17 protein-coding genes are annotated in these 26,277 nt (G+C 47.5%); 8 read left to right on the top strand and 9 right to left on the bottom strand.

Annotated elements, in window-relative coordinates; all coding sequences use genetic code 11:
* Nucleotides 1-26: 26 nt before the first annotated feature.
* Both B5D42_RS08900 and B5D42_RS08895 read right to left on the bottom strand, forming a co-directional pair.
* Entirely contained in the window at nucleotides 27-1,655 is a 1,629-nt protein-coding gene (locus tag B5D42_RS08900; protein ID WP_078831131.1) for an amidohydrolase, read from the bottom strand.
* Nucleotides 1,656-1,728: 73 nt separating this feature from the next.
* Nucleotides 1,729-2,652, bottom strand: a complete 924-nt coding sequence (locus B5D42_RS08895; RefSeq protein WP_078831130.1) for a helix-turn-helix domain-containing protein — start codon at nucleotides 2,650-2,652, stop codon at nucleotides 1,729-1,731.
* A 197-nt stretch (nucleotides 2,653-2,849) separates the two neighbouring features.
* On the opposite strand from B5D42_RS08895, the gene gyrB reads away from it, so the two are divergent.
* The 3 genes from gyrB (at nucleotide 2,850) to B5D42_RS08880 (ending at nucleotide 6,593) form a co-directional block, all read left to right on the top strand.
* The gene (gene gyrB, locus B5D42_RS08890) at nucleotides 2,850-4,829 is read left to right on the top strand and encodes a DNA topoisomerase (ATP-hydrolyzing) subunit B (RefSeq protein WP_078831129.1); all 1,980 of its coding nucleotides are present in this window, start codon (nucleotides 2,850-2,852) and stop codon (nucleotides 4,827-4,829) included.
* Between the two features lie 117 nt (nucleotides 4,830-4,946).
* Nucleotides 4,947-6,299 (top strand): hypothetical protein, encoded by a 1,353-nt coding sequence (locus B5D42_RS08885; protein ID WP_078831128.1) that lies wholly within the window; start codon nucleotides 4,947-4,949, stop codon nucleotides 6,297-6,299.
* 87 nt (nucleotides 6,300-6,386) lie between these two features.
* Nucleotides 6,387-6,593, top strand: coding sequence for a hypothetical protein (locus B5D42_RS08880; protein ID WP_078831127.1), 207 nt, complete (start codon nucleotides 6,387-6,389; stop codon nucleotides 6,591-6,593).
* A gap of 60 nt (nucleotides 6,594-6,653) precedes the next feature.
* On the opposite strand, the gene mfd is transcribed toward B5D42_RS08880, so the two are convergent.
* Together mfd and B5D42_RS08870 are read right to left on the bottom strand one after the other, a co-directional pair.
* The gene (gene mfd, locus B5D42_RS08875) at nucleotides 6,654-10,058 is read right to left on the bottom strand and encodes a transcription-repair coupling factor (RefSeq protein ID WP_078831126.1); all 3,405 of its coding nucleotides are present in this window, start codon (nucleotides 10,056-10,058) and stop codon (nucleotides 6,654-6,656) included.
* A gap of 69 nt (nucleotides 10,059-10,127) precedes the next feature.
* Entirely contained in the window at nucleotides 10,128-10,547 is a 420-nt protein-coding gene (locus B5D42_RS08870; protein ID WP_139367070.1) for a carboxypeptidase regulatory-like domain-containing protein, read from the bottom strand.
* A 134-nt stretch (nucleotides 10,548-10,681) separates the two neighbouring features.
* Here B5D42_RS08870 and B5D42_RS18240 point away from each other — a divergent pair, with 134 nt between their 5' ends.
* Nucleotides 10,682-14,512 (top strand): S8 family serine peptidase, encoded by a 3,831-nt coding sequence (locus B5D42_RS18240; protein ID WP_078831124.1) that lies wholly within the window; start codon nucleotides 10,682-10,684, stop codon nucleotides 14,510-14,512.
* Between the two features lie 85 nt (nucleotides 14,513-14,597).
* On the top strand, nucleotides 14,598-15,314 hold the full coding sequence (locus B5D42_RS08860; protein ID WP_139367069.1) for a carboxypeptidase-like regulatory domain-containing protein: 717 nt from the start codon (nucleotides 14,598-14,600) through the stop codon (nucleotides 15,312-15,314).
* Nucleotides 15,315-15,380: 66 nt separating this feature from the next.
* Here B5D42_RS08860 and fumC read toward each other — a convergent pair whose 3' ends face one another.
* Entirely contained in the window at nucleotides 15,381-16,784 is a 1,404-nt protein-coding gene (fumC, locus tag B5D42_RS08855) for a class II fumarate hydratase (RefSeq protein ID WP_078831316.1), read from the bottom strand.
* 207 nt (nucleotides 16,785-16,991) lie between these two features.
* Between fumC and B5D42_RS08850 the strand changes: the two genes are divergently transcribed.
* Entirely contained in the window at nucleotides 16,992-19,928 is a 2,937-nt protein-coding gene (locus B5D42_RS08850; protein WP_078831122.1) for a M16 family metallopeptidase, read from the top strand.
* Between the two features lie 77 nt (nucleotides 19,929-20,005).
* The gene (locus B5D42_RS08845) at nucleotides 20,006-21,091 is read left to right on the top strand and encodes an alkaline phosphatase family protein (protein ID WP_078831121.1); all 1,086 of its coding nucleotides are present in this window, start codon (nucleotides 20,006-20,008) and stop codon (nucleotides 21,089-21,091) included.
* Between the two features lie 34 nt (nucleotides 21,092-21,125).
* Here B5D42_RS08845 and B5D42_RS08840 read toward each other — a convergent pair whose 3' ends face one another.
* On the bottom strand, nucleotides 21,126-21,902 hold the full coding sequence (locus B5D42_RS08840; RefSeq protein WP_078831315.1) for an enoyl-CoA hydratase/isomerase family protein: 777 nt from the start codon (nucleotides 21,900-21,902) through the stop codon (nucleotides 21,126-21,128).
* Nucleotides 21,903-22,008: 106 nt separating this feature from the next.
* Here B5D42_RS08840 and B5D42_RS08835 point away from each other — a divergent pair, with 106 nt between their 5' ends.
* The gene (locus B5D42_RS08835; protein ID WP_078831120.1) at nucleotides 22,009-22,608 is read left to right on the top strand and encodes a trimeric intracellular cation channel family protein; all 600 of its coding nucleotides are present in this window, start codon (nucleotides 22,009-22,011) and stop codon (nucleotides 22,606-22,608) included.
* 5 nt (nucleotides 22,609-22,613) lie between these two features.
* On the opposite strand, the gene B5D42_RS08830 is transcribed toward B5D42_RS08835, so the two are convergent.
* The 3 genes from B5D42_RS08830 to gltX all read right to left on the bottom strand — a co-directional run bounded on the left by B5D42_RS08830 (nucleotide 22,614) and on the right by gltX (nucleotide 26,251).
* Nucleotides 22,614-23,030: a cobalamin B12-binding domain-containing protein gene (locus B5D42_RS08830; protein WP_078831119.1), complete on the bottom strand. Its 417-nt coding sequence runs from the start codon at nucleotides 23,028-23,030 to the stop codon at nucleotides 22,614-22,616.
* Between the two features lie 64 nt (nucleotides 23,031-23,094).
* Entirely contained in the window at nucleotides 23,095-24,633 is a 1,539-nt protein-coding gene (locus tag B5D42_RS08825) for a glycosyltransferase family 39 protein (RefSeq protein WP_078831118.1), read from the bottom strand.
* 88 nt (nucleotides 24,634-24,721) lie between these two features.
* Nucleotides 24,722-26,251: a glutamate--tRNA ligase gene (gltX, locus tag B5D42_RS08820; RefSeq protein ID WP_078831117.1), complete on the bottom strand. Its 1,530-nt coding sequence runs from the start codon at nucleotides 26,249-26,251 to the stop codon at nucleotides 24,722-24,724.
* Nucleotides 26,252-26,277: the final 26 nt, after the last annotated feature.

Here is a 26,277-nt window from a genome sequence, read left to right as displayed (position 1 = left end):
ATTATATCCGGATATCTCAATAAAATCTAACCGTGTACTTTCTTACCACCGAGATAGGTGGCAGTTACTTTTACTTTGAGGATGGATGTATCGGCAACTTTCATCAGGTCCTGGTCGAGCAGGATAAAATCAGCTTTCTTACCTGCCTCCAGGCTACCGGTTTCTTTCTCCATGAAATTGGCTTTTGCTGCCCAGATGGTCATTCCCCTGATCGCTTCTTCACGTGAGAGTGCATTATCCATCTGGAATCCGGCTGCAGGATATCCGCTTGCATCTTTACGTACCACAGCTGCCAGGAAGGTTTTAAACGGTGAGATATCTTCTACAGGAAAATCCGTTCCCAGCGGGAGCCAGCCATTCTGCTGTAACAATTGTTTGTATGCATAAGCACCTTTCAGTCTTTCAGCGCCCAGTCTTTCTCCTGCCCAGTACATATCACTGGTACCATGCGTAGGCTGCACGGAAGGGATAACGGATGCTGAACCAAACAGCGGGAAGTCCTGCTGACTGATCACCTGCGCATGTTCTATGCGCCAGCGCTTATCGTTTTTGCCTTTCAGGTATTTGTTATAAATGTTCAGGATGGCCCTGTTGGCGCTGTCGCCGATCGCATGTGTACACATCTGGAAATCCGTTCCGGCCAGTACCTGTGCCAGTGAGTCATAATGTTCTTTGTTGCGTAACAGGAATCCCTGCCAGCCCGGCTTGTCGCTGTAAGGCTGTAACAGGCATGCGCCCCTGCTGCCAAGCGCTCCGTCGGCATATACCTTGATCCCTTTTACAAAAAGCTTTTCTGTTTTGTAAGGACCTTTTTTCAGGTATTTATCGTAGTTCTCCTGGTCGTCGCTGAGCATGACATATAAACGCATATCCAGTTTGCCCTCCTGCTGCAGAGCGTCAATATAATCCACATCTCGGTAGCTTAATCCGCAGTCCGTAATGGTGGTCAGTCCCTGCGCAAAACAGTTTTTCTGTGCAGCTTCCAGCCATTGGGCATAGGTTTCTTTAGAGGGTGCTGGAACCTTTGCATATACCTGGCCACAGGCATTATCGATCAGTACGCCTGTCAGTTTTCCGTTGATGGTTTCGATAGAGCCGCCGGTGATGGTTTGTCCGGCTTTGATACCTGCAAGATCAAGCGCTTTCTGGTTGGCAATAGCCGCATGTCCGTCTACGCGTGTGAGTACTACCGGTTTGTCGGGGAAAGCCGAATTCAGCATATCGTTCAGCGGGAAACTTTTACCGGGCCATTTGTTCTGGTCCCAGCCGCGTCCCTGGATCCATTCGAGGTCAGGGTGTGCGGCAGCAAAGGCTTTAACGCGTTCAACCGCTTCCTGCCAGCTGGTGGTACCAAAGAGGTCTACCTGGAATAACGAACGGCCATAGCCTACAAAATGTGCGTGTGCATCTGTAAAGCCCGGGTAAATGGTTTTGCCGCCGGCATCCACGCTGTTGGCAGATGTGTACTTTTTCAGAATGTCATCGTTGGTGCCGGTTGCAAGGATTTTACCGTCTTTCACAGCCATGGCTTCGGCAACGCTGAAACTGCTGTCTACGGTATAGATCACTGCATGATGAATGATCAGGTCTGCCTGGTTACTGCTGCTGCAGGAGCTCAGCAATAACAGGAGGGCAAATGCAAATATGTTTCTCATAATGGTTTGGTTAGCTCTATAAAGATAGACGCATAAACCTATATGATAAAACCGCGGGGATGAGCGGGGGAAATCATTTCAGCAGTTCGCAGGGTTTGATACCGGTATGTTTTTTAAAAGCTGCCGAGAAATGTGAGATCGACGAATAGCCGAGCAGTGCGGATACATCGGTTACGCTCAGGCCTTTTTCGTAGAGCAGGTATTTGGCATGCTCCATGCGCTGCTGCTGGTAAAAATCGAATATAGTGGTACCGAAGACCTCTTTGAATCCTTTCTTAAGGTAACATTCGTTCATAGCCACTTTACGGCTGAGTTCCTTGATGGTGATAGGGTCGCCAATATGCTGGAGCAGGATCTCCCGGGCCTGGTAAATGCGATCGCGGCCGCTTTCGTCTGCCAGGAACTTACAGGTAAAGCCTTCTTCTTTCTCGTCTACCAGACATTCCAGGCTGTACAGCAGGAGTTCGTGTACTTTGGCGTTGACGAAGATATTTTCGAGCGCACCGGAATAGCTGTGGTTCAGCAATGAATCGAGCGCGTTGCGTTTACGGTTACAGAGGGGGAAGATCTTGGTAAAAGCGTGCGGGTGTTTGAATGCCAGCACTTCATCCTTCCTGTTACTCAGCTTTACATTATGTACAAACTGCTGCAGGAAAGTACCCGTAAAATGAAAAGTGAACACATCCACCGTCTGGTGTTTGCCGCTGCAGTTGTCTGTTGGCAGTTCCGCACAGCCGCTGCAACTTTTCTGGTTACAATACCGGTTGCCCGTAGTACAGTAACGAAGCTCCAGGTAATTCTCCTCCGAGCGGCTGGTACTGTAATGATACACCATCATACCCGTATCTTCCGCCACCCACGGGTGATGCGCATAATACCGTTTGATGTTGTACTGGATAGAACCCGGCACATGCTGGTCCTTCTGGTATAACAGATCCATTTCCATCTCACTTGCCGGCTTGCCTGTCATCTTCAGTATATCCATTACCTGTACCATAGCTACAAAATTAATGTACAAACATTCAATTACCTAAAGGCGGGTTGTGAATATGCGTCATAAAACGGTCATATCAGGTAAATTACAGGCTTCGGGATGGGGAAAACTAGGCTTGTTTCCATGCCTGAAAGCCCTATATTTTCATTAACTTTGTACACTTGTCAAATTCACTAAAAACACAGGATTATCAAGCATTTATGAGCCAGGAACAATTGAATGAGCAGACTCCGCAGCCGAAGACATATGGTGCAGACAGTATACAGGTACTGGAAGGTCTGGAAGCGGTACGCAAAAGGCCTGCGATGTATATTGGTGATGTGGGTGTAAAAGGACTTCACCACCTGGTATACGAGGTGGTGGATAACTCGATCGATGAAGCGCTTGCCGGCTATTGTAAAAACATTTCGGTAACTATTCACGAAGACAATTCGATCAGCGTGCAGGATGACGGACGTGGTATCCCTACCGGCATCAATACCAAGGAGCAGAAAAGCGCTCTTGAGATCGTAATGACCGTACTGCATGCCGGCGGTAAATTCGATAAAGATACTTACAAGGTTTCCGGTGGCCTGCATGGTGTGGGTGTGAGTTGTGTGAATGCACTCAGTACCACTTTGCATGTAACCGTTCACCGTGAAGGCAAAATATTCGAACAGGAATATAAGATCGGCGTTCCGCAGTATCCGGTGCGTGAGATCGGCACCAGCGATATCACAGGTACACTGGTTCATTTCTGGCCGGATGCAACCATCTTCCAGGATACCGTTTACCGGAAAGACATACTGGAAGCCCGTCTGCGCGAGCTTTCCTACCTGAACAAACGCATCAGCATCACACTTACAGATCTGCGTGAGAAAGATGAAGAAGGTAATGTGTATTCCAAAAACTTCTACAGCGAAGGTGGTATCATCGAATTCGTATCCATGCTCGATAAGAACGGTAACAGAACACCGATCATCAGCAATCCTTTATATGTGGAAGGTCATGACGCCGCCACCAATGTTGCGGTAGAAGTGGCATTGAGCTATAACGACGATTTCAAGGAACATATCTTCTCTTACGTCAACAACATCAATACCATCGAGGGCGGAACCCACGTAACCGGTTTCCGCCAGGCTCTGACCCGCGTATTCAAAAGCTACGGTGACAGGGAAGGTCTCTTTGAAAAAGCGAAAGTAGTAGTAGAGGGCGATGATTTCCGTGAAGGACTGAGCGCCATCATTTCTGTTAAAGTACCCGAACCGCAGTTTGAGGGTCAGACCAAAACCAAACTCGGTAACAGTGAAGTAAGCGGTGTTGTACAAACCACCGTTGCGCGTGTACTGGAGGCTTATCTCGAAGAGAACCCGAAAGAAGCGAAGCATGTTATATCCAAGATCGTTCTTGCTGCACAGGCGCGTGTTGCTGCCAAGAAAGCAAGGGATATGGTTCAGCGTAAAACTGTATTGAGCGGCGGTGGTCTCCCGGGTAAACTGGCCGACTGCAGTGAGCGCGATGCTGAAAAATGCGAACTCTACCTGGTGGAAGGAGACTCGGCAGGCGGTACGGCCAAACAGGGGCGCGACAGAAGCTACCAGGCCATCCTGCCTTTACGCGGTAAGATCCTGAACGTGGAAAAAGCAATGGAGCACAAGATCTACGAGAACGAAGAGATCCGCAACATGTATACTGCTCTTGGTGTAACCGTTGGCACACCGGAAGATCCGAAAGCCCTGAACATTGCAAAACTGCGTTACCATAAACTCATCATCATGACGGATGCCGATGTGGATGGTTCGCATATCGCCACGCTGATCCTCACTTTCGTTTTCCGTTATATGAAAGAACTGGTAGAACAAGGCTATGTATACATTGCTCAGCCGCCACTCTACCAGGTGAAGAAAGGAAAAGAGAATGCATACGCCTACAATGAAGAGCAGCGTAAATTCTGGATCGAAAAACTGGGTGGTGGAAAAGAAGACAGTGTTACTGTTCAGCGATACAAAGGTCTTGGTGAAATGAACGCAGACCAGCTCTGGGAAACCACCATGGATCCTGCACGCAGAACATTGAAACAGGTTACCATTGAAAGCGCCGCTGAAGCAGATCGTATCTTCAGTATGCTGATGGGGGATGATGTTGCACCACGCCGCGACTTCATCGAAAGCCATGCCAAATACGCAAAGATCGACGCATAAGACTGCTGATAAACAGTACAGATATTTCAGGGCCGGTTTACCGGCCCTTTTGCATACCACAAAATCGGTACATGCCGGCCCTTCTTTGCACAGTATCTTTCGGTCCAAAGACCACTTATGAAAAGCATGATCCGGCTGCTGCTGTTATCCGGCCTTATAGCAATATCAGCATTGCTTTCCGCCCAGAGCAAAGATTACAAAGTAGAAACAACACAGGAACTTTTCTACGAAGCAGACTCATTTCAAAAAGGCGCTGCGGGAAATATTACCGTGAAGATCACGTATGATGTTTTTTTCGGAGATGCTACATTCAAAGCACTGGCAGGTCGTTTCAAACCCGGCAGCTATTTTTATTATGGCGGGAAACGCTATCTCATGAGCATCCTGCCCGCAGCAGTTGCGGAAAAGATAAAACTGTCTTCCGTTGATGTCTGTTACGATATCAGCAGCGGCGGAAAAACAGTGGTTACAAACATCTGCAAGAAACAGCTGATGGATTTTGATATGGCCGGCAGTCCCAACTGGTCGCAGGTATTTCCCGGCCTGAATGCACAGCAGGCAAAAGATCTTTATAAAGCCGGCTTTACCATCATCAACCTGCGGATCACAGGCGTGTCTATGAATTATCCCTCAGACATCAGCAAATACCTGAATGGTGCCAGTACTTCCGGTCCGGGTAATAATACTTCATCTTCCGGCAGCAGTGAAGTGCAATGGGAAGCGGTTCGTTATTACCGTAAAGGCGACAGTCTTTTTATCTATCACAACAATAATGTCATTGAGAAATTCCGCATATGCGGAACTCCTGCTACCGCTACTCCCGGAAGAAGACCTGGCACAACTTATACAGGCACAGATCTGAGCGGTATCAATTTCCCGCCACCGATCTATTATAACCAACAGACCGGTGAGATCTATATTCCCGGCCAGGTGGATACAAGGAATACAGCGCAGCAGCCCGGATCGAACAATAATACATCCACCTCCGGAAATACAGCACCTGCCAGTACTGTAACAATTCCCCTGTTGTCACCCTATTACGATGGTAATGCAATTGTGTGGGGTACACAGCTTCCATCCGGTAAATGGAAAGTGGTAAAACGTAACACAACCATTTTTTCGGAAGTGAGCAGAACAGATTACGAGAATATGAAAAAGGAGAGCCTGCTTACCATGGATAAAATGGATGGCGACTGGGATGAACCTTCCGGTACATTCGGCAAAGGGAGACTGAGTCCTAAATACCCTGTTAAGCAGCCTGTTGGCGCAGGTGCGGCCCCCGGAAGATTCGAGCCGGATTATGTGAAGATGATCGTAGTACGTGTATTCGATGGCAGCAGGTATGTGGATGGTATCGGGCAACCGGGGAAGAAATGGCTGTTCATGGAATCTAATGGGTTCACTTTCAGTATCGATGAAACCTTGTTTAAAGAAATGATCAGCCGGCAGCGAAAAGATGTCCGCTATTGAATTGCTGTAAAAGAACTCTTCCGTATTTGACGGAAAAAGTCTTATTTTACAATGGCTGATATTTATTAACCTGTAAATTCAAGAACTATGGACACTTCAAAGATGATCAAAGCATATTGCCTGAAAACAAAAGAAAAAAATGTTCCTATGCATGATGCTGTGGTTACCAAAACCGCCCGCGGTGGTTATATGGCTTCCGGTCATGACGGAAAAGGAAATAAAATGGCGGCTATTCTCAGCGAGGCTAAAGCACTGCAGGCAATCGCTGACGGTGTAGCTAAGAAAGACTTCTAGTTTGCCCTGATAACCTGCAAAAATGAATTACTTCCGGCAGTACATGTACTGCCGGATTTTTTATACACCTGCAACTGCGGGAATTACATGATCGTGCATATGTTGCAGGAAACGATGCATGGCTTCCATATCTTTTATATTATCTGCAACGAGCAGGAAATTCTTTCCGGCCTGTTTCAGCCTCGCTTTATTGGTGCCTGTTTGCAGGTAATGTAATACCTGTTTAAAGAGTTCTGACTCGAAATAAGGCGAGTCGGGTTTGTTGATAAAATAACAACGCATGGTCTGGTCTTTCAGCGTCATTTTTTCAAAACCTATCTTCACCGCGAGCCAGCGGCATCTTACAGTAGTGAAAAGATCTTCCACCTGTGATGGCATTGGTCCGAAACGGTCTGTCATTTCACGATGGAAATCCTGCAGCTCTTCTTCTTTTTCGCAGTTGTCGAGCCTTGTATACAATGAAAGCCTTTCTGTGATACTTTCTACATAATGATCAGGGATCAATACTTCAAGATCGGTATCAATGGTACAGTCGCTTACATAATCATCCTGCTTGCTGATCTCTTCCTTGAACAGATCCTTGAATGAAGTCCGTTTCAGCTCCCTGATCGCTTCTTCCAGGATCTTCTGGTACATTTCAAAACCGATATCGGCCATGAAACCGCTTTGTTCACCACCGAGCAGGTTACCCGCACCACGGATATCCAGGTCACGCATTGCAATCTGGAAGCCGCTTCCCAGGTCGCTGAACTGTTCCAGTGTCTGTAATCTTTTTCTGGAATCGTCCGGCAATGTGCTCATCGGGGGCGACAATAAATAACAGAATGCTTTTTTATTGCTGCGTCCTACGCGTCCTCTCAGCTGGTGCAGATCGCTCAGTCCGAAATGGTGTGCGTTATTGATGATGATGGTATTCACGTTCGCAATATCCACGCCGCTTTCCACGATATTGGTACATACCAGCACATCGTACCTGCGGTCTATAAAATCGAGGATCCGTTCTTCCAGTTCATGCCCTTCGAGCTGGCCATGTGCAAAGCCGATACTCAGATCGGGGCACAGACCCTGTATCAATGCGGCCATTTCCGGAAGCCCCTGTACACGGTTATGAATGAAGAACACCTGCCCGCCGCGCTCGGTTTCGAAATAGATTGCATCGCGGATGAAGTCGTCATTGAATACATGCGCTTCTGTCTGTATCGGTTGCCTGTTCGGCGGCGGTGTGTTGATGATGCTGAGATCACGCGCACCCATAAGGGAAAACTGCAGCGTTCTCGGGATGGGCGTTGCAGTAAGCGTAAGACAGTCTACATTCGTTTTAAGCGTTTTCAGCTTTTCCTTATGCGCTACACCAAATTTCTGCTCTTCATCAATTACCATGATGCCGAGATCTTTGAACTTTACTTCTTTTCCAAGCAGACCGTGTGTTCCTACAATGATATCGATCTTACCTTCTTCTAATTTTTTAAGTGTTTCCTTTTTCTCTTTTGAAGATTTGAAACGATTGATATAATCAACCGTAACCGGAAAATCCTTCAATCTTTCTTTAAACGTTTTATAATGCTGGAAAGCCAGGATAGTAGTTGGAACAAGCACCGCAGCCTGTTTACCATCTACCACCGATTTGAATGCTGCGCGTACTGCGATCTCTGTTTTGCCAAAACCCACATCGCCGCAGACAAGCCTGTCCATCGGCGCCGGATTCTCCATGTCCTTTTTCACATCTGCAGTTGCCTTGCTCTGATCGGGCGTGTCTTCATAAATGAAAGAGGCTTCCAGTTCGGTCTGCATGTAGTTATCCGGCGTATGTGCAAAGCCATGCTGCGATTTCCGTTGCGCATATAACTTGATCAGGTCAAAAGCCACTTCTTTTACCTTGGCTTTTGTTTTGTCCTTGAGTTTGGTCCACACATCACTGCCCAGCTTGTTGATCTTCGGCACCGTTCCTTCCTTGCCGGTATACTTGGAGATCTTGTGCAGTGAATTGATGTTCACGTACAGGATATCACTGTCCTTGTAAATGATGCGCACTGCTTCCTGCAGCCTGCCGTTCACTTCCAGTTTCTGCAGTCCGCTGTACGTTCCCACACCGTGATCGATATGTGTGACGAAATCTCCCGGTTGCAGGTCGCGCAGGGTTTTCAGTGTTAGTGCCTTGTTCTTGTTATAAGCCTGCTTTACACGGTATTTATGGTAGCGCTGAAAGATCTGGTGATCGGTATAGCAGATCACTTTCAGGTCTTCATCGATAAAGCCCTCATGTATGCTTGTAGCCACGGGAACAAATTGGATCTCTGTATTGAGATCTGTGAAAATGCTGTTCAGTCGTTCCAGCTGGCGGGCCTGTTCTGCAAAAATATAAATGCCGTAACCTGCACTTTCATGCGCTTTAAGATCCTTGATCAGCAGGTCGAATTGCCTGTTGAATGCGGGCTGTGGTCTTGTATGGAAAGAGATCTCGAAATTGGATAACTGCGCCTTGTAACCGAATTCCACCAGGTGACGTTTGTTCAGCTGTTCCGAAAGCTGATCGGGTAACACAAAGTCTTTCTGACTTACCTGTTTTACAATTTTGGTATCGTCTTCATCTGTCTGGGTGGAAGTCTCGCCGCCATTGGCCAGCAGCTGGATAAAGTTTTCAAGATCTTCCTGCTGCTGCCTGATCCTTTCATCGATCACATCCCAGTCTTTCATCCACACCACGGTATTCTCCGGAAGGAATTCTGCGAGTGATACTTTCTCGCTGCTTTCGAATTGTGTTTCCACATTCGGAATAATGCTTACCTGCAGCAGCTTCCGTTCGCTAAGCTGTGTTTCGGGATCGAAGATGCGGATGCTGTCTACCTCGTTGCCGAACAACTCTACCCGGTAAGGTTTTTCATTACCAAAAGAGTAGATATCGAGGATCCCGCCCCTGATCGCAAACTGGCCGGGCTCATAAACGAAATCGGTGCGCTGGAATCCATACATTACAAACAGCTCCATCAGGCTTTCGGGGTTGATGGTGTCGTTTGTTTTGATCTGGATGATGTTACTGTTAAGCGTATTGGGTAATACTACTTTTTCAAATAATGCCTCGGGGTACGATACGAGTATTTTCCTGTTGCCTCCGGCCGATATTTTGGTAAGGGCTTCTGTGCGCAGCATCACATGTGAGCTGTTCAGCACTCTGAAATTCCGGCGATTTTTAAAGGAAGAAGGAAAATAGAACAGGTCCAGTGCATTCGTCAGATTTTCCAGTGTATTGTGGAAATAAGCGGCTTCTTCCGCATCGTTCAACACCACCAGGTGGTTAAGCTGCTCGGTTGCGGGATGCATAAAAACCGAACTCACGATGAATTCCGCACTGCTGCCCTGTAAGTTTTTCAGGAAGATTTTCTGGGTATCGGCAAAAGAAAGCCTGTCCGCCAGCTGGAAAAGGCGGGGGTCGTTTTTAAACTGCTCCAGCAACACATTCAGGTTCATAGTTGCAACTCCTGTTCTGCAAAAGAGGTCCTTTTGCCCCAAAGGAATGCAAAGATAACCCGTTTACGGTTAATAAACGGCGCCGGTATTGATGGTAAGCTTTACGCGGGTAAGCTGGCCTTCGCCCACTGTAAAAAGGGCAATATTGTTCTGGGTATCGAAAAGGTTGCCGTAATATTCCCTGCCCTGTTTAATGAACAGCGAATAGGAGCCGGGTGCCAGCGCTACGGTAAAATAGCCTGTGCTGTCTGTCTGTACCGAATCAATCAATTTCGTGTGAATAGCCGTATATAGGGGGGCTGTGCCGGTGCGGGTTACCTGGCTGATATTGGTTGGTTCATATATAAGTACCTTGACCTTCACGCCTTTAGGTTCCGGAAGCTGGGCGCCTACCATGGGCATGCGGTTGCCGGTTTCCTCCACCACCCGGCCGGTAATGCCCTGCTCGATTGCCGGCGATTTGGCTATTTTATGCGATGAACAGGCCATAAATGTTAAACAGGCTGAAAAAATGAAAAAAAGAATCTGCTTCATACATCACATTGAATGGTGAAAGTATCTAATTTAGTAAACATTCTTGAGGAAAATGCCGTTTATCCCCGGGCAAATAAACTAAACCGGTTATGCTGAAAAAAATTCTACTTGCTTTAACGTGCACATGCGGAATCTTTTATACTACTCATGCGCAGGTCGTTACCAATAAATCTGTCCTGGAAGAAAGCGCCCGGCAATTCAAACTGAAAGATGAAGTGGATTATGCCCGTACGCTTTCCATGGCCAGGCAAAAGGGCTGGGAGCTGACCGTCCGCGGCAGAAACAATACCCGCGGCGTACTGATCGGTGTTGATGCTTTTGGCTTCCCGAAATATTATATGTCCAGCAGCAATGCCATCGCTGCGGCTACCACAAGGGCAAACCAGTTATGGCCGGGTGGTAGTTCAGGATTATCGCTTAGCGGCAATTCTGCTTTCCTGAAAAACAAACTGGGTATCTGGGATGGCGGTAAGGTACTCGAAAGCCACGTAGAACTGAAAGGCCGCGTTACGCAGAAAGATAATCCCGCTTCTTTCGAAGATCATCCTACGCACGTAGCCGGTACCATGATCGCTACAGGGATTAACCCGAGCGCAAAAGGTATGGCTTTCGCAATGCCCGGAATCGTTGCTTACGATTATACCTCTGATATCGTTGAAATGACGGCCGAAGCACCAAACCTGCTTTTGTCGAACCATTCCTATTCCGTTATTTCAGGCTGGAACTACAATTCCTCGCAATCCCGCTGGGAGTTCTACGGTCGTCCCAATGAAAATGAAGATTATAAATTCGGTTATTACAGCGACGATGCCCAGTCGCTCGATTCAATTGCCTATAACGCACCTTTTTACCTGATCGTGAAATCGGCGGGAAACAACCGCAACGAGAACGGTCCCGCGGTGGGTGAATCTTATTACAGGTATAACGCCAGCAACCAGATGGCTGCAGCGGGCGCAAGGCCGGCTGGTATCAGCAGCAACGATAGTTATGGTTCCATTACCTGGGATTGTAACGCGAAAAATATTCTTACGGTAGGAGCTGTACAGGGATTGCCCGGCGGTTACAACCGTGCACAGGATGTGGTAATGAGTTCTTTCAGCAGCTGGGGGCCAACAGATGACGGACGAATCAAACCGGATATTGTTGCAGATGGTGTAAGTGTATTATCAACAGTAGCCGGCAGTACTACCAGTTATGCGAGCCTGAGCGGAACATCTATGGCAGCGCCCAATGCAACAGGATCATTACTGCTGCTGCAGGAATATTACGGCAAGCTGAAAAGCGGCTCATTTCTGCGTTCGGCAACACTGAAAGGACTGGCCATTCATACTGCAGAAGAAGCAGGAGCAGCGCCGGGTCCGGATTACCAGTATGGCTGGGGTTTGCTGAACGTGGAAAAAGCAGCAGCTGTGATCACTGCGGCGGTTCCTTCCAATAACGCAGCTACGAGTGCACATTTGCTGTATGAAAATGTATTGAATAACGGCGGCAGTTTTTCAATACCGGTGATAGCATCAGGTAAGGGAGAACTGCGTGCAACGATCTGCTGGACGGATGTAAAGGGGGATGTGGAGAAAACGAATGTCCTCAACAACACAACACGGAAACTTGTTAACGACCTGGATATACGGATCACCCGTGGCACAAGAACCTACATGCCCTGGATCCTTGATCCTGCCAATCCAGCGCTTGTGGCAACACCGGGGGATAATATTATTGATAACGTTGAAAGGATAGACCTCGACAGCACCATTGCAGGTCAGACCTATACCATCACTGTATCGCATAAGGGAACACTGGCCCGCGGTTCACAGGCCTATTCGCTGCTGGTGAGCGGTGTGGGCGGAACGGCTTATTGTGCATCGGCACCGGCATCAAATACCGGCTCCAGGATCGACAGCGTGAGCTTCAATAATATTAAAAAACAGAATCCGGCAGGAAATACCAGCTATACCAACAATACCAATATTGTAACGGATGTAGAACCATCACAGGTGATCCCGCTTGCAGTGAAAGTGGGAAGCTCAGATGCAAGCAATGCCAACAAGATCGTAAAAGTATTTATCGATTATAACAACAACGGCGTATTCACCGATGCCGGCGAACTGGTGGCAACAAGCGGTGTACTTTCCAATGGCGCGCTGTTCACTGCCAATGTTACAACGCCTGCAAGGTTAACAGTAGGCAGTGTAAGCATTATGCGCGTGGTGGTGCAGGAAACATCCGTTGCTTCCGATGTAACATCCTGCGGTACTTATAATAACGGAGAAACACAGGATTACCGCATTCGTGTAGTACCAGCTTCTACCGATGTTGCAGTAAGTGATATCGTGACACCCTTATCCGGCGATTGTGAGAATGCATCACAATACGTGACCATCCGCATCAAGAATAACGGAACCGCAGCGCAATCCAATATACCAGTTGCGCTGGATGTTAAGAATGGTGCCACAACTGTTGCTACGGTATTCAGCACTTATAAAGGAACCATTGCAGCGTTAAGTTCTGCAGATTTTACCTTCCAGACATCTTTCGCTGCGGTGGCGGGCACAACTTATACCATTACCGGTACGGCAACTGTTACAGGTGATCAATCACCCGCCAACAATTCGCTTGCTGCGAGTATTTCCATCAGCCAGAGACCGGCCGGGCCAACAGGTACAGCGGATATCTGCGGTACCAGTGCAAGCCTCACCGTAACCAACCCGCTTACAGGCGGCAATTATTTCTGGTATTCTTCTGCAACGGCAACATCACCACTGGCAACGGGAACTACAGCATCAACAACAACCATTCCTTCCAATAATACCTATTACCTGGCAAAAGAAGCGAGCGCGAATATCGGTCCTGCCAACAAGCTGGTATATACCGATGGAGGTTATAACAATTTCAGGGGTAACTATGTACGCTTCAACAACAGTGTTCCTGTTATTCTTGAAAGTGTGCGCCTGTATATCGGTAATCCGGGAACCATAAAGATTACGGTGGGTAACCTGGTATCGACCAATGCAGACGGCTCATTCAGGTACACGATCCTGTCATCCACCACACTGGATGTGGCGGCCACGCACCCGAACCCTACACCCGCACCGATCGTTACCGCTGCCGATGGCTCACAGACCACGGCGGAAGTACCTGGTAACAGTGCTGTTGATCCGGGTGCAGTCTTTATGCTGAACCTGCCGGTAACACAAACAGGAGATCATATCCTGCTGGTGGAATGCGACAAGAATGGTGCTACCATTTTCCGTAACAAGAATATCGCAGGTACCACAACTTATCCGCAGGGTGTTCCCGGTCTTATGACTATTACAGGTAACAGTGCAGGTACTGATCCGAGCGCTTATTCACCTTTCTATTATTTCTTCTATGATATGAAAGTAACCACCGGCGCATGCGTGAGCGACAGAACAGCGATCACTGCTACAACGGTAGCTGCGCCTGTGATCACGCAGGTAGGTGATGAACTGGTATGTAATACTGCAACCAATGTGCAATGGTACCTGAACGATGTGGCGCTAGCCGGTGCAACATCACAACGGTATAAACCAACACAGTCAGGCTCCTATAAAGTTGTGATCGGCGATCCGCTCGCATCATGTCCTAAAATTTCCAACGTGATCGCTGTGGTTGTTACAGCATTGCCGCCGGAAGTACTGGCTCAGGAGATCAAGCTGAGCGTGTCACCGAATCCGAACAATGGCCTGTTTAACCTGTCCTTTGAAGTGACCAATAAAAGCGATCTGTCGATAGAAATCTACAACGCTTCCGGTCAGCGCGTATACAACAGGTCTTACCCTGGTTTCTCAGGTAAGTTCTCGAAACCGATACAGCTTACCAATATCAGTTCATCTTTCTATGTGATGAAGATCCATCACGATAAGAAGATTTACACACAGAAGATCCTGATCCAGCGATAAAATAAAAAAGACCGGCTTGCCGGTCTTTTTTATGCGCATTACCGGACGATTCTTTAACAGTGGTATCTTTGTAAAAAAGGGATATATGAGGATTCTAATGACATTGCTGCTCTGCATCCCGGTTATGCTGGCAGCAGCACAGAAAAGAACGGTAAAATGGGGTTATCTCCGCGACAGCGCAACAGGACATCCGATCGCGCTTGCAAGCGTGACCAATGCGAATACAGGAAAGACGGTAATGACAGGGAGTACCGGCCGCTTCTCTATAGAACTGGCTGCCGGACAGGTATTGTCTTTTGCAGCGGTGGGTTATCATTTCGATACACTGCGTTATGATAACCGTTATGCAGAACAGGATACCTTGTCGTTATTCCTTTCATCTTTATCGGGTGATCTTACCATGGTTACCGTGAATACCAAAGGCATGAACCAGTACCAGCGCGACAGCCTTGAGCGCAGGAATGATTTACTGCAGGATATCGGCGGCAGGATCATTCCATCCGTTGCTGCATCCAATTCCGGAGCAGGTATAGCGCTCAACATCGACCGGTTTTCCAGGCGCGAGAAAGCAAAAAGAAAGGCATACGAATTTTATGAATCTTTTGAAAAGGAAGCGTATATCAATTATCGTTTTACACCAGCGCTTGTGCATCAATATACCGGGTTAAAAGACGATGCTTTACAGGATTTTATGCAGCAGTATCGTCCTTCATACCAGTGGCTGCGCAGTCATACTACGGAGGAAGATCTTAAATATTATATCAACGATAAGCTCAAGCTCTATTTCAAACGGGCCAACTAAGCAGGAAGGAAAGAAAAAGCCGGGTTCATCAGAGCCCGGCTTTTGTATACAGTTATTCTTCAGATATTAACCGTTGAGTTCACCAACCATGTCGGCAGGAATTACCCAGGCATCGAACTCTTCAGGAGTCAGGTAGCCCAGTTTTACTGCCATTTCTTTCAGGGTAGTGCCTTCCTTATGCGCTTTCTGCGCGATCTCTGCAGCTTTATAATAACCGATTTTCGTATTGAGTGCGGTTACCAGCATGAGGCTGTTGTCTACGTGTTTTTTGATGTTCGCTTCGATCGGTTCGATGCCGGTTGCGCATTTATCGTTAAAGCTCACACAACCATCACCGATCAGTCTTGCGCTGTGCAGGAAGTTGTAGATCATTACGGGTTTGAACACATTTAGTTCGAAATGACCTGTAGCGCCGCCGATACCGATGGCAACATCGTTACCCATTACCTGTGCAGCGATCATGGTAAGCGCTTCACATTGCGTAGGGTTTACTTTTCCAGGCATGATGGATGATCCCGGTTCGTTATCCGGTATGAACAGTTCGCCGATACCGCTGCGTGGGCCTGAGCTGAGCATACGAATATCGTTGGCGATCTTCATCAGGCTTACTGCTACGGTTTTCAGGGCTCCATGTGCTTCCACGATCGCATCGTGTGCAGCCAGGGCTTCAAATTTATTTTCAGCAGTAACGAAGGGTCTACCTGTCAGTTTTGCAATATGTGCAGCTACGTTTACCGCGTAGTTCTTTGGTGTATTGATACCGGTACCTACTGCTGTGCCGCCCAGCGCAAGCTCAGACAGGTGTGGCAAGGCATTCTCGATGGCGCGGAGACCATGGTCGAGCTGGCTTACATAACCGCTGAGTTCCTGGCCAACGGTTAACGGTGTGGCGTCCATGAAGTGTGTACGGCCGATCTTCACCACATGCATATACGCCTTGCTTTTTGCGGCAAGTGTATCACGCAGTTTTTTAATGCCGGGGATCGTTACTTCCTGCAGGATATTGTAAGCCGCAATGTGCATGGCGGTAGGGAAAGTGTCATTAGACGACTGAGACTTGTTTACATCGTCGTTCGGATGCAGGAATTTTTCCTTATCGGTGAGGCTGCCGCCCTTGATCACGTGGCCGCGGTAAGCGATCACTTCGTTTACGTTCATATTGCTCTGGGTACCGGAGCCGGTCTGCCAGACCACGAGCGGGAACTCGTCGTTCAGTTTGTCTTCCAGGATCTCATCGCAAACCTGGCCGATCAGTTCGGCTTTTTCCTGCGGGAGTACGCCGGCGTCGAAATTGGTAAGGGCGGCTGCTTTTTTCAGGTAAGCAAAAGCCTTGATGATCTCTTTGGGCATTTTGTTGATGTCCTGCGCAATTTTGAAATTCTCAATGCTGCGCTGTGTCTGGGCGCCCCAGTAAACCTGAGCTGGCACTTTTACCTCGCCCATAGTGTCTTTCTCAATCCTGAATTCCATGATCTCTGTTTTAATTGGGATATGATCGATGTTTTTTTGACGCTGCAAAGGTAAGCGGGAATGGGAAAACAGCCACCGCAACCCGGAAAAACAGTAAAAATCGAAAACTAACCGCGATTCAATCGCCGAAACCATCCGGCGCACGCGATCAAATTTATAGCTGGCGATATGATATTTTTTCTACCTTGAAGTTTCTAAAATACTGTTATGAAACCTATGAAGTTATTATTGATTACTATGTTGGCGTTGAGCGTACAGCTCGTGTCTGCGCAGAGCAAATACGAGTGGAAGCAGGCCACATCGGGCGGGTACACATACAAATATGTGACCAATGACCCGATGAAAGCCCGTTTCTATACCCTCAAGAATGGCCTTACCGTTGTTTTATCCGTAAATAAAAAAGAACCCCGTGTGGCAGTCCGTATCCCGGTGCGCGCGGGCAGCAACACCGACCCGAAAGACCATACAGGTCTGGCTCACTACCTGGAGCACCTGTTGTTTAAAGGAACCGATAAATACGGTTCGCTCGACTGGGCAAAGGAAAAACCATTGCTCGACAAGATCGACGGACTGTATGAGCAGTATAATTCAACCAAAGACGAGGCCAAAAGAAAAGAGATCTATAAAGAGATCGACAGGGTATCGGGAGAAGCAGCAAAATTTGCCATCGCCAATGAATATGATAAGATGATGGCAGCCATGGGCGCACAGGGAACCAATGCGCATACATGGGTGGAAGAGACTGTATATGAGGAAGATGTGCCCTCCAACGCGATCGACAAATTCCTTGATGTACAGGCAGAGCGTTTCCGTAACCCCGTACTCCGTATTTTCCATACCGAACTCGAAGCGGTTTATGAAGAAAAGAACCGTTCACTGGATGAGGACGGCTGGAAAATGCAGGATGCGTCGCACTATTACCTGTTCCCCACACATAATTATGGTCAGCAGACCACGATCGGTACTATCGAGCACCTGAAAAATCCTTCACTGAATGCGATCCGTGATTATTATTACAAATATTATGTGCCTAACAATATGGCTATTGTAATGGCAGGTGATATCGATCCGGACAAACTGATCAAACAGATCGACGACCGCTTCAGTTACATGAAGAGCAAACCTGTTCAGGAATATAATCCTGCTCCGGAAAAACCACTGGCAGGACCGATCATCAAAGACATCTACGGCCCAAGCGCAGAAAGCATGCAGCTCTGTTACAGGGTAGGTGCTTCCGATTCAAAAGAGGCGCTGATGGCAGTGCTGGTTTCTTCCATCCTTTCTAACGGTAAAGCCGGTCTGTTCGATCTGAACCTGAACAAACAACAGAAAGTACTTCGTTCAGGCGCAGGCGTAAGGCAGTATAAGGATTACGGCGTATTCTCTATTTCTGCTGCACCAAAACAGGGCCAGACGCTGGAAGAAGTGAAAGACCTGCTGATGGAACAGATCTCGATCCTGAAAAAAGGAGATTTCGATGAGTCACTGATCAAAGCGATCGTTGCCAACTACAAACTGTTCGAATTACAAGGGCTGGAAAATAATGCGAATCGTGTAGAAAGCATTACCGATGCCTTTATCAAGAACAAAGGCACCAAATGGATCAACGATGTTGAACAGCTGGATGCGATGGGCAGGATCAGCAAGAAAGACGTGGTGGCATTTGCCAACCAGTTTTTTGCCGACAATTATGTAGTGCTTTACAAACGCAAGGGTGAAGACAAGAATGTAGTGAAAGTTGAGAAGCCAACCATTACACCGGTAGAAACCAACGCTACCAAACAATCACCGTTTGTAAAAGCGATCAACGATAAACCATTAAGCGCAGTAAAACCACTCTGGCTGGATTTTGATAAAGACATCCAGAAAGGAAAAGCGGGTAATGCAGAAATACTGTATGTGCCGAACAAAGAGAACAGTCTCTTCCGCATGTATTACTATTTCGATATGGGAAGCTGGAACAGCAAGCAGTTATCACTTGCATTACAGTACCTGCAGTTCATCGGCACTGATAAATATTCTGCAGAACAGATCAGTAAAGAATTCTACAACCTGGCATGCAGCTTCAGTGCTTCCGCAGGAACTGAAACCACCACTTTATCATTAAGCGGTCTGAACGAAAACTTTGAAAAAGCAGTGAAACTGTTCGAAGAACTGGTACGCACCTGCAAGCCCGATGAAGCTGCGCTGGAAGGACTGAAAAATCGTCTTGTCCGTACCAGGGCAAACAATAAACTGAATAAGAATGCGATCATGAGCGCACTGAGGAGCTACGGTTCTTATGGTGCACTGAATCCTTTCAACTATACGCTCACCAACGATGAGATCAAAAACCTGAAAGCGGCAGACCTGGTAAACATCCTGCACTCGATTTTCTCATTCGAACATAAGGTGATCTATTACGGTCCGAAAACCTTACCGGAACTCACAGCCAGCCTGAAGACCAATCACCAGTTACCTGCAACCTGGACTGCAGCACCTGCGCCTGTTAAATTCGAGCGTACCATTCAGAAAGAGAACAGTGTATTGTTCGCTGATTATGACATGGTGCAGTCGGAGATCTACTGGGTAAGGAACCTGGAACAATATGATCCGAAGAAGGAAGCAGTAACAAGCGTATTCAATAACTATTTCGGCGGCGGCATGGGAGCGATCGTATTCCAGACCATCCGTGAATCCAAAGCGCTTGCTTATTCAACATTTGCGGCTCTGCAGACACCGGGCAAGAAGGAAGACAAGTTTGCCTTTATCGCTTACGTGGGCAGCCAGGCAGACAAATTCCACGAAGCGATCAATGGTATGAATGAGCTGATCAACGACCTGCCTGAAGCAGAACAGACTTTTGAGAATGCGAAGAAAAGCCTCCTGAAGGATTATGAGACCGAAAGGATCACCAAAGATGCGATCGTGTTCAATTACCTCGCCGGAAAAAGAAAAGGTGTAGATCATGATATCAGGAAAGATATCTATACACAGGCATCGGCCATTACATTCAATGATCTGAAAAAACTCCATGATACGGAACTCTCAAGAAAACCATACACTTATGCAGTGGTGGCTTCAGAGAAGAAAGTGACCATGGATGACCTGAAGAAATATGGCGCAGTGAAGAAAGTAAGCCTTGAAGAACTCTTCGGTTATTAATAACAATTAAAACATTCCGAAAACCACCGATAATCCGGTGGTTTTTTTTATGTTTAAGGAAGCATAAATCGAGCTATATGAGAAGAATACTGATTCCTTTGCTGATGCTGATGACTATACAGGTGAATGCACAGCAAACAGAAAATGTGATTATCATCACTACAGATGGTTTCCGCTGGCAGGAATTATTCGGCGGACTTGATACCGGTGTAGTCAGCGCGATGCGTATCAAAGGCAAAGACAGTACACATATTTACAACCGCTACTGGTCTGCCGATGTAAATGAGCGACGCAAAAAACTACTGCCATTTTTCTGGAGTACGATCAGCAGTAAAGGGCAATTATACGGTAACCGCAACAAAGGCAACCTGGTAAATGTGTCGAACCCATACTGGTTCTCTTACCCCGGCTACAGTGAGATCATGTGTGGTTATGTGGATGATTCGATCAATTCGAATGATTATAAACCGAACCCCAATACCACGCTCACAGCCTTTTTCAACAAACAGCCAAAACTGAAAGGAAAAGTAGCTGCGTTTGGTGCGTGGAATGCGTTCGACAGGATACTCAACGAAAAAGAAAGCGGTGTGCCTGTTTTTTCGGCGTATGACAATATCGGCGGACAACATCCCAATGCGCAGGAAAAACTCGTTAATGCAATGCTGCAGGATTCACACCGGCAATGGCATGAAGATGAATGCTTCGATGTGTTCACGCATTACGGTGCACTCGAGTACCTGAAAAAGAACCAGCCCAAAGTATTGTATATCGCTTACGGCGAAACAGATGAATGGGCTCATGCCGGTAATTACAGCGCTTATCTGGATGCAGCTCACAGGGTAGATGCATGGATCGGTCAATTATGGGAGACAGTACAGTCTATGCCGCAGTACCGTAATAAAACCACCTTATTCATAACAACCGATCATGGCCGTGGCGATAAGCAGAAGAATAAATGGACATCCCACGGTGCATCGGTAGAAGGCGCTTCAGAGATTTGGTTTGCTGTGTTAGGACCTGGTATACAGGCATCGGGAGAAATGGGAGCGGGCACACAGTATTACCAGAAGCAGTTTGCGCAGACGATTGCGCAGCTGATGGGCTACCGGTTCAAGGCAGAACATCCTGTTGCAGATGAGATCAAAAGTGTAACAGCACATTAATAGAAAAAGGCGCGGTATTGCTACCGCGCCTTTTTTATTTACCCGTGAAAATCGCTTTTCGTTTTTCAAGGAAAGCTGTGGTTCCTTCCGTTTTATCTTCAGTTCCGAAGCAATAGCCGAAAGCCTGTGCTTCCACGTTATAACCGTTCTTCGTTTCATCAAAAACAGCGTTGGCGCTTTCAATACACTTGGCAATGGCAAGCGGGGCTTTGCTGTTGATCAGATCCAGGATGGAAACAGCTTTGGGTAACAGTTCTTCCTGGCTTACCACATAATTTACGAGTCCGAATTGCAGCGCAGTGGCTGCATCGATCATCGAAGCGCTCATCAGCAGTTCCATTGCTCTTCCTTTACCGATGAGCTGAACGAGTCGCTGAGTACCACCATAGCCCGGGATCAGGCCGAGGTTCACTTCCGGCTGACCGAATTTTGCATTGTCGGATGCCAGCCTGAAATGACAACTCATCGCCAGTTCGCAACCACCGCCCAGTGCAAAACCATTCACGCAGGCAACAACAGGTTTGGGACTGTTTTCGATCTTTGCAAAAATGGCCTGTCCTTTTGCCGCAAGCTGGGCACCTTCTTCAACCGCTAAACCGGTAAATTCACTGATGTCTGCACCGGCAACAAAAGCTTTAGGACCGGCGCCGGTGATGATCACGGACCTGATAGCTGCATTCTGATAGACTTCATCCATAACAACATTGAGCTCAGCCATTACATCACGGTTGAGCGCATTGAGCTTGTCGGGCCGGTTGATGGTAATGGTATAAATGCCGTTGTCGAGTGTAGTCAGTAAGGTTTGATACATGGCGGATATTTTGCGTAAAGGTAAGTCAATTGTGATCCGGGTTGTCATTGAGCGGGTGAACCGGCAAACAGGATGTTTTTACCGGCTGATGTTCGTAATTTGAGGTATGAACCTGATCCAGACACTGCTTTATACCGGTATCTTTTTCTTTGCCATAACAGGTGCTTTAAAAGCGCGTACACACCAGATGGATGTTTTCGGCGCCACTGTACTGGCATTTGTAACAGCTTATGGCGGAGGCACCATCCGCGACCTGCTGATCAATGTGCCTGTAAACTGGGTGAACGATTATTTTGCGATGGGACTGGTGGTGGCAGCAGTGCTGATCATTTCTTTATTCAGGATCAATATGGTACGGTTCCGGAAGCTGATCTTTTTTACGGATGCGATCGGGCTTGGCCTGTTCACTGCCGGGGGAATAGAACGGAGCCTGATGTTCGGGATCAATGAAGGTTATGCAGTGATCATGGGCGTGATGTCTGCCACATTCGGCGGCCTGGTTGCAGATATTATCTGTGGTGAAGTACCGAACCTGCTGAAACGCGGGGAACTCTATGCAACCGCCTGCCTGATCGGGGGAATTATTTATCTCCTGCTGAAAAAAGCAGGCATCGAATACAATACAGGATTGTTTATCTGCGTGGTGATCATCGTAGCGATACGCATTGTTTCAAAACTGAAAAGACTCACACTGCCGGAGATCTGACCGGATCAGAAAGAACGCTTCTTTCTTACTTCTTCCGTAATATATGCGGCAATATCGGGTGTGGATGTTCCGGGCGGAAAGAGCCTGCCTACGCCCATTTCGTTCAGTGCCTGCATATCATCTTCAGGAATAATGCCGCCGCCGGTAAGCAGCACATCCCTCATTTCTTTTTCCTTAAGCAGGTTGATGATCTTTGGGAATACAGTCATGTGAGCACCGCTGAGGATACTGATACCGATAGCGTCAACATCTTCCTGGAGAGCGGCATTGACAACCATTTCCGGGGTCTGGCGTAAACCGGTATAGATCACTTCCATACCCGCATCGCGTAAAGCGGTGGCAATCACTTTTGCTCCACGGTCGTGTCCGTCGAGTCCAACTTTGGCAACCAATACTCGTATAGGGCGGTTTGTTAAGCTCATCGTGGAGTAAAAGTAGGGATTAGAAATCAAATATGAAAAATCAGTAATTCCCTGAATGATCAGCTTACCGGCCGGTTCGTGTGAATTTTGCCTTTTCTTTTGCAACAGTAGTTTCGATGATATGGTTTATCCGGGGATCGGCGTCTTCATACAACATAATACGGATCCCGTTCTCTCTTGCCAGCGGGTTGTTAAGCGAATCCATCATGGTTCCCGTGCTGAACTGACGGAATACCGGGTCATTTTCATCCGGGATATTATGCGCAACCAGCAACAGGTGCTTCACGTTATAACGATCCGGCATCCAGAAAAGAAAAGAAGCATTGGTGGATAAGGCTTTGGGCAAACCCAGTGCTGGTCCGTAAAAGTTTAAAGCACCTGCAAACGCGTAACTCGGGCAATAAATCACCGTATAAGGCCTGTCGGCCGGAGGAATGGTTTTATAAGCAGCAGCTGTTTTCAGCACTGTTTCTTTCCAGCCGAACATATCTGCAAAATCCTGCGGCAAAGGATGTTGTTTAAGGTCTTCCCATTTGAAGCCGTTCTTTTGCAGCCCTGATCTCTTATAATAGCCGGCCAGTTGTTCCGGCTTCATAACGGGCATTATCAAAGGCAATACATAAATGGCAAGCGCGCAGGTGAGACCAGCCAGCACATATGGTATTGCCCTGAGCCTGCGCGCAGTAAGCGTTTCAATATAGTAAGCGCCGATAGCATGCAGGATGGGATAAACGCCAAGTACATAATAAGCTTTGGCATGCATCCATGCCATATAACTGATCAGCAATACATACGCGATGCCGAAGATCCTGAAGGGTTTGCCCTTTACCGTAAACATAAAAAGGAAAGCGGCAAGCGGCAGGTAAATAACCAGCGTGTTGTTTTTCAACTGACCCAGCAGGAACTCTTTTCGTGAAACAAACTGCAGCTGCGTCTCCTGCAGTTCCTTCATATGTGTGAACACCGGGAAACGATGCATATACTGCCAGTAAATATTGGGCGCGATGATTACCAGGGCGAGTAAACCTGCGAAATATAAATGCCTGTTCAGGAAAATTTTACGGTAGGGTGTAAACAGCAGGGCAATCAATAGGGATGCCAGGTAAAAAATGGATGTGTATTTGCTGAGGATGGCCAATGCGGCGCTGATGCCAAAAAAATACAGCCAGCTGTTGCGCTCTGAAAGGATATAATTGAGCAATGTAAAAGCACAGAGCGTCCAGCAGAAAACCTCCAGGAAGCCCGGCTGGAAAAGAAAATTCAGACGCAGGAACTGTGTGGCGAAAGGAAGAAAAGTGAGGAACAAGGCAAGACTCCTGCCACCAAGCATTAATACAATGCGGCCTGCCAGGAAAAAAGTTAAGCCGCCGAATAAGGCCGGCCATATTTTGATCCAGAATAAACTGCCGCCGAAACAATGGGTAAGCCATGCAAAAAAAGACAGCAATGGCGGCACTTCCATATAACCCCAGCTCAGGTGCTGACCTTCGGCCAGGTAAAGAAATTCATCTCTGTGCGGTTGGTAATAGCTATGTTGTAAAAGAAAAGGCAGAATAATTTTCAGGACGGTCAGCAGGTACAATACCTTTTTCGCGTTCGGCATGCATTACATATTTGTTCCAAGATAGAAAAAGAAAAGGCAGCGTAACTATTGTACACTGCCTTTTCCACCAACGGTAAATGAAATGAAATTATAACAACTGTAAGGTATGTTTAATCCGCGCCAGTGTTGCTTCACGGCCGATGATTTCTGCAATGTCGAATACACCGGGACCGTATTTACCCCCAACGAGCATAATCCTGAATGGCAGCATTAATTCGCCGGGTTTCAGCTGGTTAGCTGCTGCCAGTTCCTTGAATTCTTTTTCGAGATCTGATGCTTCCCATAAAGTGCTGAGTTCCCATGCCCTGATGAGTTCTGCGAAGAACAGGTTCTTTTTATCATCCCATTTGGGTTGTATCGCACTGATTTCAATGTTTTCAGGCTGGCTGAAGAAGAAGGCAGATTGCTGCACAAAATCCGGCAGGAGCGTGCATCGTTCTTTAACGAGGCCGATCACTTTTTCCAATACAATATCATCAGTAACCGGAACTGCATTTGCAAGCAGGGCAGATTTTACTGCAGGCAACAACTGGTCAGCCGGAGTCTTTTTGATCCATTCGTGGTTAAACCATTTCGCTTTTTCATAATCGAACTTGGCGCCGCCTTTGTGCACTCTTTCCATGGAGAACTTCTCTACCAGTTCTTCCAGGCTGAACAATTCCTGGTCGGTGCCATCGTTCCAGCCAAGCATGGCCAGCATGTTTACAAATGCTTCGGGAAGGAATCCGCGTTCACGGAAACCGGTTGTTTTTTCGGCGGTCTTCGGATCCGTCCAGTCCATCGCAAATACCGGGAATCCGAGCCGGTCGCCATCGCGCTTGCTCAGTTTACCATTGCCATCGGGCTTCAGGATCAGCGGTAAATGTGCCCATTCCGGCATTGCTTCTTCCCAGCCGAGGTATTTCCAGAGCAATAAGTGCACAGGAGCAGACGGCAACCATTCTTCACCGCGAAAAGCATGGCTGATCTCCATCTGGTAATCATCTACCACCACTGCGAGGTGATAGGTAGGCATGCCATCGCCTTTGAGTAATACTTTATCATCTACCTGCGAAGTATTGAAAGAGACTTCACCACGGATCATATCGGTAAAAGTCAGGGTCTCATCCTTCGGCATTTTGATACGGATCACATAAGTTGTACCTGCATCCAGCAATGCCTGTACTTCCGCCTCGGGCATGGTCAGCGAGTTCCGCATCTGTTCGCGGATCACCTGGTTATATTGCGGGGAAGGATTTTCTGCGGTTTTGAATTGTATCCGCATCTGTTCCAGTTCTTCCGGTGTATCAAAAGCATAATAAGCATAACCGTCTTTAACCAGTTGCTCTGCATAAGCGCGGTAACGTTCTTTTCTTTCGCTCTGGCGATAAGGTGCAAACGCACCGCCGTGTACCGGGCTTTCGTCCGGTACCAGTCCGCACCAGGCCAGTGTATCCTGGATATAATCTTCAGCGCCTTCCACAAAACGGTTCTGGTCGGTATCTTCGATACGAAGGATAAAATCTCCGCCATGTTTCCTGGCAAACAGGTAATTGAACAATACGGTCCTTACACCGCCAAGGTGCAGGCCGCCGGTAGGTGAGGGTGCGAATCTTACGCGAACTTTTCTTTTCGTCATGGGGCAAAGATAAGCGATGTGACTTC

This window comes from Sediminibacterium ginsengisoli (assembly GCF_900167075.1).
GTDB classification, from domain to species: Bacteria; Bacteroidota; Bacteroidia; order Chitinophagales; family Chitinophagaceae; genus Sediminibacterium; species Sediminibacterium ginsengisoli.
This window is presented reverse-complemented; position numbering and strand designations above follow the sequence as displayed.